This is a genomic window from Luteibacter sp. 329MFSha, from assembly GCF_900111665.1.
Lineage (GTDB): Bacteria > Pseudomonadota > Gammaproteobacteria > Xanthomonadales > Rhodanobacteraceae > Luteibacter.
This window is the reverse complement of the sequence record NZ_FOJE01000003.1, coordinates 251,889-267,054: the sequence shown is the minus strand read 5'-3', so window position 1 is coordinate 267,054 and position 15,166 is coordinate 251,889. Positions and strand designations below refer to the sequence as shown.

The following is a 15,166-nucleotide window of genomic DNA, read 5'->3' as shown; positions in this document are numbered from 1 at the left end:
TCAGGCGTCCAGGTCCGGGATCAGCCGGCTCTCGATCCGCGCGATGGCGTCCTTCAGCAGCAATTTGCGCTTCTTCAGGCGCGTCAGCTGGAGTTCGTCGCGGCTGATGGCGGCCGCCAGGTGGTCGATGGCGGCGTCGAGGTCGCGGTGCTCGACCTTCAGTTCGGCCAGGCGCTGGGAGAGCTGCATCGGATCCTGGACCTGCATGGCGTTCGGCCGGTCGGGGGGAAGGGGCGATTGTAACCCCCGGCGCGCCCGGCCGCAGCGGCTACAATAGGCGACTCGCCCGTCCCGAAGTGCCACCCTCATGTCCGCCTCCCCCGACGCCACCCGCAAGCAGACCTTCGAAGCCGGCAAGCTGGCCAAGCGGCTGCGCCGCCAGGTCGGCCAGGCGATCGCCGACTACGGCATGATCGAGGAGGGCGACAAGGTCATGGTCTGCCTGTCGGGCGGCAAGGATTCCTACACCCTGCTCGACATGCTGCTCTCGCTGCAGGCGAAGGCTCCCGTGCGTTTCGAGATCGTTGCGGTCAATCTCGACCAGAAGCAGCCGGATTTCCCCGCGCACGTGCTGCCGGAGTACCTCACGGCCCGCGGCGTGCCGTTCCACGTGATCGAACAGGACACCTACAGCGTCGTCACCCGCGTCATCCCGCAGGGCAAGACGATGTGCAGCCTGTGCTCGCGCATGCGCCGCGGCGCGCTCTACCAGTGGGCGGCGGACAACGGCGTCACGCGCATCGCGCTGGGCCATCACCGCGACGACATCCTCGGCACGTTCTTCCTCAACATGTTCTACCAGGGCAGCCTGAAGGCGATGCCGCCGAAGCTGCTCTCCGACGACGGCCGCCATGTCGTGATCCGTCCGCTCGCGTACTGCCGCGAAGACGACATCGCGGCGTATGCCGAGTCCCGTGCGTTCCCGATCATCCCCTGCAACCTGTGCGGTTCGCAGGAGAACATGCAGCGCAAGGTCGTCAAACGCATGCTCGCCGACTGGGAGAAGGCGCATCCCGGTCGCAGCGAAACCATCTTCCGCGCGATGGGCAACATCGCGCCGTCGCAGCTGACCGACCGCTCGCTCTTCGACTTCGCCTCGCTCGGCGCACGCGACGACGCGTCGCGGCCCGACGCGCACGCGTGGCTCGCCGGCGGCGACAGTCACGACGAAACCGACTGATCATTCCCCTTAACGTCTACAAGGCCCTCCGATCATGACCCTGTTCTCTTCCGTCGAACTCGCGCCGCGCGATCCGATCCTCGGCCTCAACGAAGCCTTCGGCGCCGATACGCGCGCCGACAAGGTGAACCTCGGCGTCGGCGTGTACTACGACGAGAACGGCCACGTGCCGCTCCTGCGCGCCGTGCGCGAAGCCGAGAAGGCGCGCCTCGAGGCGCAGCTGCCGCGCGGCTACCTGCCGATCGACGGCATCGCCCTCTACGACACCGCGGTGCAGAAGCTGCTCTTCGGCGCGGATTCCGCGCTGCTCGCCGATCGCCGCGTGGTCACCGCGCAGGCCCTGGGTGGCACGGGCGCGCTGAAGGTCGGCGCCGATTTCCTCAAGCGCCTGAATCCGGACGTGCCGGTCGCGATCAGCAATCCGAGCTGGGAGAACCACCGCGCACTGTTCGAGAACGCGGGCTTCGAGGTCGTGGAGTACCGCTACTACGACGCGACCACGCATGGCGTCGACGTGGACGGCATGCTCGCCGACCTCGCGAAACTGCCGAAGGGCGCCGTCGTCGTGCTGCACGCGTGCTGCCACAACCCCACGGGCGTGGACCTCGGCACAGGCGACTGGAAGCGCGTGATCGAGACGGTGCGCGAGCACGGCCTCGTGCCGTTCCTCGACATCGCCTACCAGGGCTTCGGCGACGGCATCGAGGCGGACGCCACCGCGGTGCGCCAGTTCGCCGACGCGGGTCTGCCGTTCTTCGTCGCCAGCTCGTTCTCGAAGTCGTTCTCGCTGTACGGCGAACGCGTCGGCGCGCTGTCGATCGTCACGGGTTCGCACGACGAAGCCGCGCGCGTGCAGTCGCAGGTCAAGCGCGTCATCCGCACGAACTACTCCAATCCGCCGACGCACGGTGCGGCCGTGGTGGCCGCCGTGCTCAACCACGACGACCTGCGCGCGACGTGGGAAGCCGAACTGGGCGAGATGCGCGAGCGCATCCGTCGCATGCGCAGCGAACTGACGCAGCGCCTGGCGAAGGCCGGCGATTTCGGTTTCATCGAGCGACAGCGCGGTATGTTCTCGTACTCGGGACTCTCCGCCGCTCAGGTCGAGCGCCTGCGCAGCGAGTTCGGCATCTACGCCGTCGGCACGGGCCGCATCTGCGTCGCCGCGCTCAACGGTGGCAACATCGAGCGCGTGGCCGACGCCATCACCCGCGTGGTCTGACCTCGCACCCATCGTGTTTCGCCGGCGGACGCATGCGCGTCCGTCATGGCCACCCCTTCGCAAGAGATTTGTCGATACATGTTCTTTCGCAACCTGACGCTTTTCCGTTTTTCCGAACCCGTCGCCGCCGATCTCGACCGTCTCGACGAGGCGCTGCCGGAACACCGTCTGCGTCCCGTCGGTCCGATGGAGCTCTCGACGCGCGGTTTCGTCTCGCCGCTCGGCCGCAACGAGGAAGCGCTCACGCATACGGTCGGCCGCAACACGATGGTCACGGTGGGCAGCGAGGATAAGCTCCTGCCGGCGGCCGTCGTGAACGACGAGCTGGCCAATCGCATCGAGAAGATCGTCGAGGAAGAGGGACGCAAGGTCGGCGGCCGCGAGCGCAAGAAGCTCAAGGACGACGTCATGAACGAGCTCCTGCCGCGCGCCTTCGTGCGCAGCTCGCGCATGAAGGCCTACGCGGACAAGAAGAATGGCTGGCTCGTGCTGGATACCTCCAGTCGCAAGTCGGCTGAGAATACGCTGAGCCAGATCCGCGAAGCCCTGGGAAGCTTCCCGGCCGCCCCGCTGGCGCCGGAAGAGTCCCCGCGCATCCTCATGACCCACTGGGTCGCGTCGGGCGAGCTGCCGGCCGGCCTGGTCCTCGGCGACGAGTGCGAACTCCGGGACCCGGCCACGGCCTCGGGCGCAATCGCGCGCTGCCGCCGCCAGGATCTCGACACCGATGAGATTCGGGAGCACCTCCGAACCGGCAAGCAGGTCTTCCAGTTGGGTCTGGTGTTCGACGACCGCATATCGTTCGTGCTGGGCGAGGACCTGATCCTGCGTAAAATCAAGTTCACAGACGTCGTGCTCGACGAACAGGCGGACAGCCCCGAATCGGCCGCGGCGGAAATGGACGCGAACTTCGCCCTGATGGCGCTCGAATACGAACGCCTGCTCGGCAAGCTCGCCGAATGGTTCACGCTGCCTCGCCCGGAATGATCCCGGCCCGCCAGTCGCAGTGTCTGATATGAGTTGGTGGGATGTTCGTCGGGATCGCAACGAGACTCGGCTCATGGCATCGGACGAAGGCGACTGGCTGGAACTGGCGACCCCCACGGGCGCCACGATCCGTGTACTGAAGGCGGCGCACCCCCGTGCGCGCCGCCTGCGGCTGACGGTGACGCCGAAGGGCGCCCGTCTCACCTATCCCAACGGCACGCACGTGGCGCAGATGACCGCGTTCCTGCGCCACCATGCCGACTGGCTCGAGCAGAAGCTCGGCGAGTTCAACCTCGATGCCGAGCCCCTGCCGCCGCTGCGCGTGGGAGTCCCCACCACGTTCCCATTCCGTGGCGAGGACGTCACCCTCGATTGGGCCGAGGGCCCCTATCCGCGCGTGGAGCACGAGCCGGGCCTGCTCACCCTCAGCATCCCGCGCCCGCATACCCGCGCGTTGCTCGTCGCCCGGGGGCTGCTCGCGACCCATTTCGAGGCGCAGATCCGGCGCGACGTCTCGCGCTGGCTGCCCGCCTACATCCCCCAGATCAACGCGGCGCCGACCGCCCTGCGCATCCGGCCGCTGAAGAGCCTGTGGGGAAGCCTGGACACGCGCGACAGGATCAATCTCGATCTCGCCCTCGCGCTCGCCCCGCCCGCGGCGCTGCGCTACGTGCTCGTGCACGAGCTGTGTCACCTGAAGGTGCGCAACCACTCGGCGAAGTTCTGGCACTGGGTGGAAGCCGTGTTTCCCGACTACAAGGAACAGCGCACGTGGCTGCGCGCGAACGGCAGCGGGCTGAAGATGCAGCTCGATCGTCTGATCGCCGACGTGGCGGACTGAGCTTCGCCCGCCGGCGGGCGCCGGTCGCGTTGGCGATCAATGCGCCAGCGCGAAACCCGTCAGGACGCGCGCGGTGTCTTCCGGCTTCTCGAGCATGGGCATGTGATTGCAGCCGTTCAGCACCGTGGCGCCGATCGACGGCGAGCTCTTCAGGCCTTCGCGCAGCGTGTCCAGCGCGGACACGTCGATGATCTTGTCCTCGCGGCACCACAGGCCGAGCACGGGCATCTGCAGCTTGCCGATGACCGGGTCGAGCGCGAACGCCTGCGCCGGCTGCTTCAGTTCGACGAACGTGCGCTCGATGAAGGCGTGGTCCTTGCGGTTGCGTGCGACCAGCGCATCCTCGATGCGACCGGGGAATTGCGGCGGCTTGAGGAAAATGCGCGCCAGCAGGGCTTCCAGATCGGCACGATCCTCGAGAAGGAATGGATTCTTGCCCGACTTCACGTCGCGGGTGAAGTCGTTGTCCTTGAACGTGAGGCCGAGCGAGCTCATCAGCACCAGACTCGCCACGCGCTCGGGATGCTGCTGCGCGTACACGCCAGCGATCGCACCGCCCATCGAATGGCCGACCAGCAGGAAGCGCTGCGCGCCGACTGCGGCCGCGAAGGCCTCGAGGCGGGCGGCCTGCTGGGGAATGCCGTAGTCGCCGGTGTCGATGCGCGAGGAATCGCCCCAGCCCGGAAGATCGGGAATGAGGATGTGGAAATGTTCGCCGAGCGCCTTGGCGGTTTCGAGCCAGGTGGCCTTGTCGGCGGCGAAGCCGTGCAGCAGCACGATCGTCGGACCCTGGCCGCCTTCGTAATACGACCACGTGGTGTCGCCCGCCACGATCGTCTTCTTCTCCATGTGCGCGCTCAGCGCCTGCCGGGCCGCGTCGGCCTTGAGCAGCAGGGAGGGCGCGAAGAGGTAGACGATGCCCGCGCCCAGGCCCAGCACGACCGCCACGATGACGAGGAACTTCAGCCGGCGCAGCAGCAGGCGCTGCCAGAGCGGGCGGCGATCGGACGAGGCGAGGGTGGGGGTCTTGGCCATGAATGGGGGCTTCGTAACGGTGGACGCCCCGCAAGATGCGGGGCGTCGCAGGAGGATGCAACCCTTGCGGCCGCCTTCGCGGCCGCAAGATCGTGCGTCACGGCTTCTTCGCGGTACCGGCGAGGATGCGTTCGACGGCCTGTTGCGTCATCGGGTGGTAGCCGGACTTCGCCTTGGCATACGTCGCCTTCGCGAACGCGAGGCCTTCCGGCGTGCGGGCGAAGGCGCGGTAGACGGGCGTCGTCAGGTAAAGGCGGCCGATGCGCGTCATGTGCTCCGCGGCGGCCGACCACACGTCCTTGTCGCCCGCGGCGATGGCGTGCGCGTACCAGCGCATGCCGATCTCGGCGTTCGGCGTGCCGGTGAGATGCCACGCGGCGTCGATCTCCTTCATCTTCGCCAGCGGCGGCACGTCCGGCAGGCGATCGAGGAAATACATCCACTCCTGGGTGTTCCACGACTTCGCATCGAGCTTGTCCGCGGCGAGCTTGCCGGCGAGGAACGCCTCGCGCTCCTTGTCGATCGCGTCGAAGCGCGGCGATTCGGGCAGCGGCGCGTCCTTCGGAATGCCCGGCTGCCAGATCCACGCGCGGGCCTCGGCTTCGCTCATCTTGCCCGGGTACTTGTCGAGCAGGTTGGCCTTCAGGTACGCGAACATCGTGTCGGTATCGATGCTCTGGAACGCGAAGTGCGAGAAATAACCCTTCAGGTAGGTGTCGAAGGTCTCGCGCCCGAAGCGGGCTTCCAGCGTGCGCAGGAACCAGGAACCCTTGTCGTAAGCCACCGACGAAAGCGAATCGTCGGCACCCACGCCGCGCGGCTCGGGCGTCAGGCGCTGGACGTTCTCGGGCATCTTGCCGATCGTCTTCTGCAGTTCGCGCGCGGAAAGAAGGCTTTCCTCGTCGGCTAGCGCCTTGCCGTAGACGGCTTCGGTGATGCGTCCCTGCACGTAGGTGGTGAAACCTTCGTTCAGCCAGATGTCGCGCCATGCGGCGCTGGTGACGAGGTTGCCCGACCAGGAGTGCGCCAGCTCGTGCGAGACCAGCGACACGAGGCTCTTGTCGCCGACGAGTACCGTCGGCGTCGCGAACGTCATGTTCGGATTTTCCATGCCGCCGAACGGGAACGACGGCGGCAGCACGAGGATGTCGTAACGGCCCCAGGCATAGGGACCGTAGAGCTTCTCGGTGGTCTCGATCAGTTTCTCGGTGTCCTCGAACTCGTGCGCGGCCTTGCCGACGACACTGGGCTCGGCATACACCGCGCTGCGTGGACCGGTTTCCTTGACGGCGAGGTCGCCCGCAGCGATGGCGAGCAGGTAGGACGGGATCGGGTGCGGCTGGTCGAAGCGGAAGTCGCCATCGAGCGGATGCTTCGCGTCGTTGATCGCGCTCATCACGACGCGGACGTCCTTCGGCGCGGTGACGTGCGCGTCGTACGTGAAGCGGATCGCCGGCGAGTCCTGCAGCGGCACCCACGAACGCGCGTGGATCGACTCGGACTGCGAGAACATGAAGGGCTGCTTCTTGTCGGCCGTCTGGTCGGGCGTCAGCCATTGCAGGCCGGAGGCTTCCGGCACGGTGGCATACGTGATGCGGACGCTTGCCGGATGCGCCGGGGCCTGGATCGTCAGCTTCGAACCGAGCTCCTTGTCGCGCGGCGCGAGGGCGAACTTCAGCGGCGAGGCCTTGCCGGTCGCATCGACGGCTTCGACGCCGGCGATCTTGAGGTCGCGCGTGTCGAGGACGAGGTCCTTCGCCTTCGCGTCCTTCCAGTCGAGCTTGAGCGTCGCGTTGCCCGCGAGCTCACGCTTGCCGAAGTCGAGCTTCAGGTCGAGGTCGAGATGGGTGACCCGGACCGCGTCGGGCTGGGCGTAGGAATGCGGATCGGCGGCGAAGGCCACGACGGGAAACGTCATGGTCAGGGCAACGACGGGAAGCAGGCGCATCGCAGGGTTCCGTACGGGGGAAGCCCCGAGTATGCCACCGGGCGCCGCGTTCCGTTCCCTAGAGCTTGTACGCCCGGTGGATCGCCACGATGCCGTTGGTGAGGTTGCGCACCTCCACGTGCCCGAAACCCGCGTTGAGCATCATGCCCTTGAGCGTTTCCTGATCGGGGTGCTTGCGGATCGATTCCGCCAGGTACTGGTAGCTGTCGGCATCGTTGGCGAACAGGCGGCCGAGCCGCGGCAGGATCCGGAACGAGTGCACGTCGTAGAGCTTCGACAGCAGCGGACTCTGCACCTTAGAGAACTCCAGCACGAGCGCGCGGCCGCCGGGCTTGAGGATGCGGTGCATGTCCGCCAGCGCCTTGTCCTTGTCGGTGACGTTGCGCAGGCCGAAGGCGATGGTGACCGCGTCGAAGCTGTTGTCCGGGAACGGCAGCATTTCGGCGTTCATCTGGGCCCAGCGCAGGCCCGCGACGAGGCCGCGGTCGGTGAGCCGGTCGCGGCCCACGCCCAGCATCGCGGCGTTGATGTCGCCGACCACCACCTCGCCCTCGTCGCCCACGACGGGCTTGAGCAGCGCCGCGATGTCGCCGGTGCCACCGGCGAGGTCGAGTACCCGGTCACCGCGGCGAACGCCGCTGACGGCCACGAAATGACGCTTCCACAGCCGGTGGATGCCGAACGACATCAGGTCGTTCATCAGGTCGTAGTTGCGCGCCACGGACGTGAAGACCTGGCCGACGAGCTTCTGCTTGTCGGCCACGGGAACGTCGCGGAAGCCGAAATGGGTGGTTTTCTGGGATTCCATGCGTCCATGGTATCCCGAACCCGTGCCCCTCGCAGCTTCCGCGACGCCACCTCGTCACACGCCGCCGACCGGGCGGCCAGCGTCAGCGGGGAGCCAGCGTGTTGTAGACATGGAAGTTGAAGATGCGAAGTTCCGTGGCCCCGTCGGCGGGCATGAGGTAATACGTGCCTGCCGGTCCGTCGACTGGCGCGAAGACTTCGACCGCCGGACGCGCGAGGTGCGGAGGCCGCTCCGCGAGGCTGCGGGCGTTGAATTCCACGGCGAACGTCTTCGACCGCGGTAGACCGCGGAGACCCATCGCGGCGATGATCTGGTCATGTGGCGCACTCAGATCGAACGAGGTCGCGCGTACCACCGGGAAGCCATCCCTCAGCAGAGTCGTGCGGATGGTGCCCGCGTTGTTGGAATAGCCCTGGTTCCCCACGAGGATCGACCGGGTGAGCCGGCTTCGCTTGAAGGGCAGTTCGTCGTAGAACCAGAGCTGCGGCGGCACCTCGTGGGCGGGCACACGCCGGATGCCGGGTGGAAGCGGTTGTTGCGACAGGTCCATCGCGACGGATCGCGGCAGCCCACCCACCCACGGGTCGCGTTGGATCGCGCGCCCGGCACCTCGCAGGGCCGCCGTCTCCCATGCCGCGCGCTGTGCGGGCGTGATCATCGCCGGAATGTTTTCGGTGAGCTCGGCGCGCATCGCCGTGGCGACACGCTCGCGCTCCACCGGATCGGGGAAGGCGCGTTCGATCTCGTCGGCGTAGTCGTCGAAGAGATCGGTGGGCCGCACGCCGGCACCGCGTCCGGAGCCGCCGCGCAGGCCCACGGTCCGGAACGCCCAGCCCTGGCTTGCGCCGCGCTCGATGGCGGGTCCCCAAGCGCCGGAGGCGGCGCCCGGACGGGCGAGTCGCCAGGTGCCGTAGTCGGCGTCGAAGCGTACGCCGTAGAGGCCGCCGTCATGCTCGATGTACTGCTTGCCGTCGATCGTGTAGACGCCCTCGCTGCTCGCCTGGCCGGTCTTGCGGACGTTCGGGGCGCGATACTGCGATTCGAAGACGACCTTCTGCGGCGCGGGCGCGCGGCCTTCGACCAGCGTGCCACCGGCGCGGAAGCGACCGCCGACGAAGCCGCGGCCCGCGGCGACCTTCACGAACTGCTGCGCGCCGGGCGCGGCCCAGAGCGAGGCGACGTAGAGCTCCGTGAAGTCGACGAAGGCCTGCCGGGTGTCGCCGGCCTTGACGCTGTCGTAGAGGCGCCAGCCGGCGGAGGCGGCATGCACCGGGGCCGTGACGACATCGCGCACGACGCGACCCAGGCTCTCGAGCACGCGGCGATCGTACTCTTCCGTCCAGCGGCGCTTCGCGTCGTCGGTGCTGGTGGTCAGCGTGCGCGCGTTGCGCTGGCCGAGCTGGACGTCCGTCTCGTAGAGCGCGTGCAGGAAGTCGCCGGTGACACGGCGCTCGTCGAACGGCTCGGCGGTGAACGTGACGTCCGCGGCGGATGCGGACGAGCCGAGGATCCAGTTGGCGAGCCGGTCGCCGGCGAAGACGCGCGTGCCGTTGGGACGGACCGCGGCGTGCTCGAGCGGGAGTCGATCGAGCAGGTACTCGCGGAACCGCGGTGCGTAGAGGAACTGTCGCGCGGCCTCGGCGCGGCTGCCGAACTCGCGGAAGCTGATGCCGTCGGGGGCCTCGGGCGTGTACAGGACGATGGTGGACACGCTGCGCGGATCGCGTACACCGACCATGAACACGTCGCGCAGCGCGACGCCCTGGTAGGTGAGCTGGCTGACCTGGATATCGTGGTTCTCGACGCGGGCGCGTCCGGCTTCCGACGGACTGGCCAGCACCGCTTCGACCCAGCGGTAGCCGCGGTAGGCATGGTCCTTCTGGAACGAGCGCGGCAGGTCGCTCAGGAAATACGACAGCCGCGCCTCGTTGGCGAGCAGGCGCATCTGCGCCAGTTGCAACGAGGAGGTGGCGTCGCGCCGCGCGGTGGCGTCCGGTCCGCTGCGCAGCGCGGTATCGAGGTAGGCCGGGTAGGTGCGATGGACGTCGAGGTCGTTGACGATCACGCGCAGCGCCGCGTCGTCGAGCCCGGCCACCGGCGCGCCGTCGGGGCCGATGGCCTTCATCCGTACCGGATCGGTGCCGCCGATGTTGCGGTAGGCGAGGTCGACGAGGCTCAGCGAGGGCGGCTTGCCGCCGGCGAGGAAGTCCAGCACGGACTGCGGCAGGAGGCTGTGGTAATTCTCGATGTCGATGCGGATGTCGCTGGGATCGAGCGTGACGCCCAGTGCCTTCAGGCGCGTGCGCAGGCCGTCGTGCGTGAACGCGTAGAGGCCCTTGACCGGTGCCGCATGCGGCTTGCCCGCGTCGGCGGCGAGCAGATCGTGCGTCGCCAGGAAGTGCTCGCTGGCGTCGCGCCAGTCGGCGGCGACATTCGCCGGCACGCGGGCCAGGCGCGCCTCGTTCACCGCGTCGACGACCGCGGCCTGGCGGATCGCGAGCAGGGCGGTGGCGTCGAAGAGGTAGTCGTCGCGCAGGGCGTGGGTGACGCCATCGACGAGCAGGCGCGAGGCGCGGTCGGCGTCGCCGGCCAGCTTCGCCTCGAACCACGCCTGGTTCAGCTTCTCGCGCTGTACGCCGACGAAGCGATTGACGACGGCGGTGAAAGGATCGCTGCTCATGGGCCGGGAGTCGATGAAACGGCCCTCCGCGATCCCCGCGGCATACCGTCGCGCCAGCCCGGGCAGGTCGCTGGACGTCACGAGCATGGCGCGGAAGCGCGCTTCGAACGCCGCGTAGGCCGCTTCCAGGTCGTCGAACGGTTCCCAGCCCGTCTGGGTCGAGAAGGCGAGGACGCGGTTGTCGCGTGCGAGGTCCTGCACGAGCAGCACGCCCGCGTAGCCCGTGCCGCCGATCCGCAGTTCGCGAACGACCACCGACTCGGCCGCGCCGCCGGCGATGGTGACGGAACGCGCGAGATCACGCGCGTCGGCGTCGAGCGTGCCGTCTTCGTAGGCCAGGACGGCGAGGGCGCGCGCACCGTCGGCGATACGCGCGGCGAACGCGTCGCGACGCGTCCGCGCGGTGCCGCCGTCGGTCGCCGGTCCGTACCAATAGGCCCTGTGTGCCTCGATGAAGGAGTTCAGCGGCACGGCGTCGATCGACTCGGGCGTGGCTGGCAACGCGGCACGCTCGTTGGCGAGCCATGCCTGCACGCCGACGATGCGATCGTACGCCTGCTGGGCTTCCTGATAGACGTGTTGGATGTGTGCAGGCGGTGCCTGCGGGGGGAGCATGTCCAAGAGCTTTCCTTTGCGTGGGTGAACCGGCGCAAAGTGTAGGAACTGCCCTTGGGATGACGCGCGAGGCGGGGGCCTCGCGCGAGTCATCGTTTGCCCTCGTCTGCCTGTCAGCGTCGACTGATCGGCCGGGTCGCCACGAAGACGTCAGTGCTGGCCGTGATGGCGTTCCCGCTCGTTCGCCACGTGGCGGTCGTGCAGGGACGGGCCTGCCGAACCATCGTCGGGATCGACGGGAGGCCGCGCATCGAAGTCGCGATCGTTCTCACCACCCGGCGTGATCTTCAGGATCGAATGGCGCACCTCGCGCGCGAGAATCACCCGGGCGTCGCGGACCATCTCCTCCAGGGCCTCGCTGAAATCCAGCTTCCCCGCGTCGTCCGTCCAGACGACCCTGGCTTCGCGCAGCTTCTGGATGAAGCCGCGGAAGAGGGCCTTGTCGAAGAACTCCGGCGCCGAGAGTTCGTTGAGCAGGCTGAGGCGCTGCGCGGTGAGCGTGCAGGCCGTTTCGAGTTCGCCCGCCGTCATGGTGTGCGGACCGTTCTTCACGAGCGCGGCGATGGCGATGTAATAGCGTTCGAACGCCTGCAGCATGCTGCGCGCGATCACGCGTAATTGGTAGGCGCCATCGTCCTGGCCGGGACCGCGCTCGAGCACGCGGCCCTCCGCGCTGGCCTCGAGAATGCCGCGACGCACGAAGAACTCGATGGTGTCCTGAACCTGGGCGGCGAAACCATCCTCGTCCCAGGGCAGGAACAATTCGCCCTGGATGAAGGGGTAGATGATGCGGCCGAGTCGCACGACCGACGAGCGCGACATGCGGCGATTGTTGAGGAAGCATGCGGCGACCCACGCCGCGGCGGCGTTGAGGTGCAGCACGTTGTTGCGGAAGTACGAAAGCAGGACGGCCTGCTCGCCTTCCGTCACCAGCACGTCGCCCAGCGGATGGCGCACGCGACGGATCCAGCCCATCTGCTCGCCATAGGCGATCACGCCCTGCGGATTCATCGGCGTGATGGTGACGCGGTCGGAGTAGGGCAGTTCCTGCAGCATCGCCTTGGTGAGTTCGATCTGCGCGAGCAGATCGTTTTCCGCCATCGCGTGCTTCGGCGTCGCGAGGAGGGCCAGCGCGAGCAGGTTGATCGGATTCACGTCGGCCGCGCGATTGATGTTCACCTGGATGCGTTCGGCGAGGTCGTCGACGACACGGTTCATCCATTCGGGCTTCGTATCGGGATCGGCGCCGGCCTCGCGCCAGTCCGGCGCCGCCGCGTCGAGCATCGGGGTGAGCAGGATCGGCTCGCCGAAGTTGAGGGTGACGTGGCCGTAGCGTTGGCGCAGCACCTTCAGGCCGCGGATCAGGCCGAGCAGCGATTCCTTCTCCTTCGGCTTGCCGGAAAGCTCGCCGATGTACGACTTGCCTTCCATGAGCTTCTCGTACCCGATGTATACCGGCTGGAACAGGACCGGGCGGCGTGGCGCGCGCAGGAACGCGCGCAGCGTCATCACCAGCATGCCGGCGCGCGGCGCCAGCAGCCGGCCCGTGCGCGAGCGGCCGCCCTCGATGAAATACTCGAGCGGCACGCCGCGATCGACGAGCTGGGCGAGGTATTCGTTGAACACCACCGAGTACAGCGCGTTGCCCTTGAAGCTGCGACGAAGGAAGAAGGCGCCACCGCGGCGCAGGATCGGGCCGACCACCGGCAGATTGAGGTTGACGCCCGCCGCGATGTGCGGCGGCACCACGCCCGAGTGGTGCAGCTGGTAGGAGAGCAGCAGGTAATCGGTGTGGCTGCGATGGCAGGGCACGTACACCACTTCGTGACCCGGCGCGGCGGCGCGCGCCTTGTCGAAGTGATGCATCGCGATGCCGTCGTAGAGCTTGTTCCAGAAGTTGGACAGCAGGAACGACGACGAGCGCACCACGGGGTGCGAGTAGTCGGCGGAGATCTCCAGCGCGAAATCCCGTGCCCGGCGCTCCGCCTTGGCGAGGGGAATGTTCTCCTTGCTCGCGGTGGCGGCGATGGCGTCGCGCACGGGCTCGGTGTTCAGCACGGCGTCGACGACGGTGCGGCGATGCGAAAGATCGGGGCCGATGACCGCCGCCCGGATGCGGCGGAAGTGCGTGCGCAGCACGCGCGCGATCTTGCGCGTCAGCCGCTCCGGGCTGATGCCGGCCGATTCGGCGAGCACGCTGCGAAGGGACACTGGCGCGGAGAAGTGCACGACGGTGTCGCGGCCGTTGAGCAGCAGCGCGAGCATGCGGCGGAAGCGGCCGACGACCAGCCAGTTCTCGGCGAACAGCACGCTGAACCAGCCGCTTTCGCGGTTCGGCGCACGACCGACGTAGATCGAGACGGGCACGATCTGGATGTCGCGCTCCGGATCGTCCTCGAGCGCGCGGATGAGCTGGCCGATCGGCTCCCTGGGCCCCCGTGCGTCCGTCCGGCCGAACAGCCAGCCGTGGCGGCGGCTCAACGAGAACACCGAGCGGCGGCGTCGCCCGGGCAGGTCGAGCAGTTGCATCGGGCTGGGGAGCCCGGCTTCGCGGCACGCGCGCTCGAGGATCAGGGCGTCGGACGTGCCGTCGCGTTCGATGGCGTAGCAGACCGCGGCCCCGCTGCCGAGCAGCGTGGCGGGCTCCGCGGGATCGCGTTTGATACGCACCCAGGGTTCGAGCATGCGCCCCAGCAGCTTGAACCACCAGGGCGAACGGGCGACATGGACGTGCGGATCCGCACTCATCGGGATATCAGGCATCGGACGATTGTAAGGCCTCAGCGGGCTCTGGCGTCCGCGACGGGCGGCGCGGGGGTGGCGGCGGTGCCGGGGCGCGCGGGAACGCTGGTTGCGGGAGCGGGAGCGGGAGCGGGAGCGGGCGCGGGCGGGGCGAGGCGGGCGTGCTCGTCGCGCACGCGTTGCAGGAGATCGCTGTCGTACCAGCGGCCGTCGAGCAGCACCATCGTGGCGTCGGTCTGGATGGGCTTGTCGAGCAGGGTGTAGGTGATCTTCACGTGGGCGGAGCCGCCGCCGCGCTCCAGCGTGTCGATGCTCACCGAGTCGAACGTCTTGTCGATCGACAGCCCGTACACGTCCAGCAGGCGCTTGAAGCCCAGCCACGCCGTCGACCAGGTCGCCATCGATTGCTCGAAGTTCATCGCATGCAGCGCGTCGGGCGTCGAGAGATGGGCCTGCCGCGCGGTGTCGACGACCGTGGCGATGGCCTGCTTCGCCTTCGCCTGATCGCCCCACGACACCGTCTGGGCCCACGGGCCGACGATGTTCACGGCCTCGCGAAGCTGCCGTTTCTGCGACAGCGTCAGGTCCTTCGCCTGGTCGATGGCCGTGAGCGCCATCGACTGGCCGATGCCCGCGATCAGCGGCATCTGGTCCTTGTAGTCGCGGTCGAAGCGTACCAGCGTCGGCCGCAGGTCGGCGAAGAGTTTCTTCTCGGCGTCGGGCTCCGTGAGCCGTTTCACGCCGTTCTCGAACTTCGCCCGATCCTCGTCCGACATCGGCTCGTTCGCGGCGTTGCGGCGCGGCCAGTCGGCGCGCAGCGTCGCGAAGTCGGCGGGCGGCAGGGCGTGTTTCCAGAAGAGATCGAACTTACCGTCGCGCAGCAGCTGCAGCGATTCGCGCGTGGCGTCCTCCGGCGAGCCGCCGCCGGGCGTGCCGGGCGCTTCCTTCTGCCGGTTGCAGGCCGCGACGAGCGCGAGGACCAGCAGGAGGGCCAGGGTCTTCGGGAAAGTGCGGGGCATGGCACGCATGTCGACAACGGGATCGGGAAGCGTAACAAGAAAAAACCCCGGAAGCCGGAGGCCTCACGGGGTTATCCAGCCCGAAGCCG

The 15,166-nt window shown here is 68.2% G+C and carries 11 protein-coding genes; 4 read left to right on the top strand and 7 right to left on the bottom strand.

What is annotated here, in order from left to right; genetic code table 11:
* Positions 1-207: a YdcH family protein gene (locus BMW54_RS15175; RefSeq protein ID WP_090057611.1), complete on the bottom strand. Its 207-nt coding sequence runs from the start codon at positions 205-207 to the stop codon at positions 1-3.
* A gap of 100 nt (positions 208-307) precedes the next feature.
* On the opposite strand from BMW54_RS15175, the gene ttcA reads away from it, so the two are divergent.
* The 4 genes from ttcA to BMW54_RS15155 all read left to right on the top strand — a co-directional run bounded on the left by ttcA (position 308) and on the right by BMW54_RS15155 (position 4,230).
* Positions 308-1,180 (top strand): tRNA 2-thiocytidine(32) synthetase TtcA, encoded by an 873-nt coding sequence (ttcA, locus tag BMW54_RS15170; RefSeq protein WP_090057608.1) that lies wholly within the window; start codon positions 308-310, stop codon positions 1,178-1,180.
* A 34-nt stretch (positions 1,181-1,214) separates the two neighbouring features.
* Entirely contained in the window at positions 1,215-2,402 is a 1,188-nt protein-coding gene (locus tag BMW54_RS15165; protein WP_090057606.1) for an amino acid aminotransferase, read from the top strand.
* Between the two features lie 78 nt (positions 2,403-2,480).
* Positions 2,481-3,389, top strand: a complete 909-nt coding sequence (locus tag BMW54_RS15160; RefSeq protein WP_090057604.1) for a recombination-associated protein RdgC — start codon at positions 2,481-2,483, stop codon at positions 3,387-3,389.
* A 73-nt stretch (positions 3,390-3,462) separates the two neighbouring features.
* The gene (locus tag BMW54_RS15155; protein WP_090057602.1) at positions 3,463-4,230 is read left to right on the top strand and encodes a M48 family metallopeptidase; all 768 of its coding nucleotides are present in this window, start codon (positions 3,463-3,465) and stop codon (positions 4,228-4,230) included.
* A 36-nt stretch (positions 4,231-4,266) separates the two neighbouring features.
* Here BMW54_RS15155 and BMW54_RS15150 read toward each other — a convergent pair whose 3' ends face one another.
* The 6 genes from BMW54_RS15150 to BMW54_RS18845 form a co-directional block, all read right to left on the bottom strand.
* Positions 4,267-5,265 carry an alpha/beta fold hydrolase gene (locus BMW54_RS15150; RefSeq protein WP_090057599.1) on the bottom strand — a complete coding sequence of 333 codons (999 nt, stop codon included), beginning with the start codon at positions 5,263-5,265 and terminating at the stop codon, positions 4,267-4,269.
* A 97-nt stretch (positions 5,266-5,362) separates the two neighbouring features.
* Positions 5,363-7,213 (bottom strand): M1 family metallopeptidase, encoded by a 1,851-nt coding sequence (locus tag BMW54_RS15145; protein WP_090057598.1) that lies wholly within the window; start codon positions 7,211-7,213, stop codon positions 5,363-5,365.
* 58 nt (positions 7,214-7,271) lie between these two features.
* Entirely contained in the window at positions 7,272-8,021 is a 750-nt protein-coding gene (ubiE, locus tag BMW54_RS15140; RefSeq protein ID WP_090057595.1) for a bifunctional demethylmenaquinone methyltransferase/2-methoxy-6-polyprenyl-1,4-benzoquinol methylase UbiE, read from the bottom strand.
* Between the two features lie 82 nt (positions 8,022-8,103).
* On the bottom strand, positions 8,104-11,316 hold the full coding sequence (locus BMW54_RS15135; RefSeq protein WP_090057593.1) for a dermonecrotic toxin domain-containing protein: 3,213 nt from the start codon (positions 11,314-11,316) through the stop codon (positions 8,104-8,106).
* Positions 11,317-11,466: 150 nt separating this feature from the next.
* The gene (gene plsB / locus BMW54_RS15130; RefSeq protein ID WP_254779392.1) at positions 11,467-14,079 is read right to left on the bottom strand and encodes a glycerol-3-phosphate 1-O-acyltransferase PlsB; all 2,613 of its coding nucleotides are present in this window, start codon (positions 14,077-14,079) and stop codon (positions 11,467-11,469) included.
* Positions 14,080-14,096: 17 nt separating this feature from the next.
* Positions 14,097-15,077: a hypothetical protein gene (locus tag BMW54_RS18845; protein WP_175472888.1), complete on the bottom strand. Its 981-nt coding sequence runs from the start codon at positions 15,075-15,077 to the stop codon at positions 14,097-14,099.
* Positions 15,078-15,166: the final 89 nt, after the last annotated feature.

Bases quoted from the DNA above. Each gene is read 5' to 3' on its own strand.
- BMW54_RS15145 (WP_090057598.1), bottom strand. From the start codon at position 7,213: ATGCGCCTGCTTCCCGTCGTTGCCCTGACCATGACGTTTCCCGTCGTG.
- BMW54_RS15175 (WP_090057611.1), bottom strand. From the start codon at position 207: ATGCAGGTCCAGGATCCGATGCAGCTCTCCCAGCGCCTGGCCGAACTG.
- ttcA (WP_090057608.1), top strand. From the start codon at position 308: ATGTCCGCCTCCCCCGACGCCACCCGCAAGCAGACCTTCGAAGCCGGC.
- BMW54_RS15135 (WP_090057593.1), bottom strand. From the start codon at position 11,316: ATGCTCCCCCCGCAGGCACCGCCTGCACACATCCAACACGTCTATCAG.
- BMW54_RS15160 (WP_090057604.1), top strand. From the start codon at position 2,481: ATGTTCTTTCGCAACCTGACGCTTTTCCGTTTTTCCGAACCCGTCGCC.
- ubiE (WP_090057595.1), bottom strand. From the start codon at position 8,021: ATGGAATCCCAGAAAACCACCCATTTCGGCTTCCGCGACGTTCCCGTG.
- BMW54_RS15155 (WP_090057602.1), top strand. From the start codon at position 3,463: ATGGCATCGGACGAAGGCGACTGGCTGGAACTGGCGACCCCCACGGGC.
- BMW54_RS15165 (WP_090057606.1), top strand. From the start codon at position 1,215: ATGACCCTGTTCTCTTCCGTCGAACTCGCGCCGCGCGATCCGATCCTC.
- BMW54_RS15150 (WP_090057599.1), bottom strand. From the start codon at position 5,265: ATGGCCAAGACCCCCACCCTCGCCTCGTCCGATCGCCGCCCGCTCTGG.
- BMW54_RS18845 (WP_175472888.1), bottom strand. From the start codon at position 15,077: ATGCCCCGCACTTTCCCGAAGACCCTGGCCCTCCTGCTGGTCCTCGCG.
- plsB (WP_254779392.1), bottom strand. From the start codon at position 14,079: ATGCCTGATATCCCGATGAGTGCGGATCCGCACGTCCATGTCGCCCGT.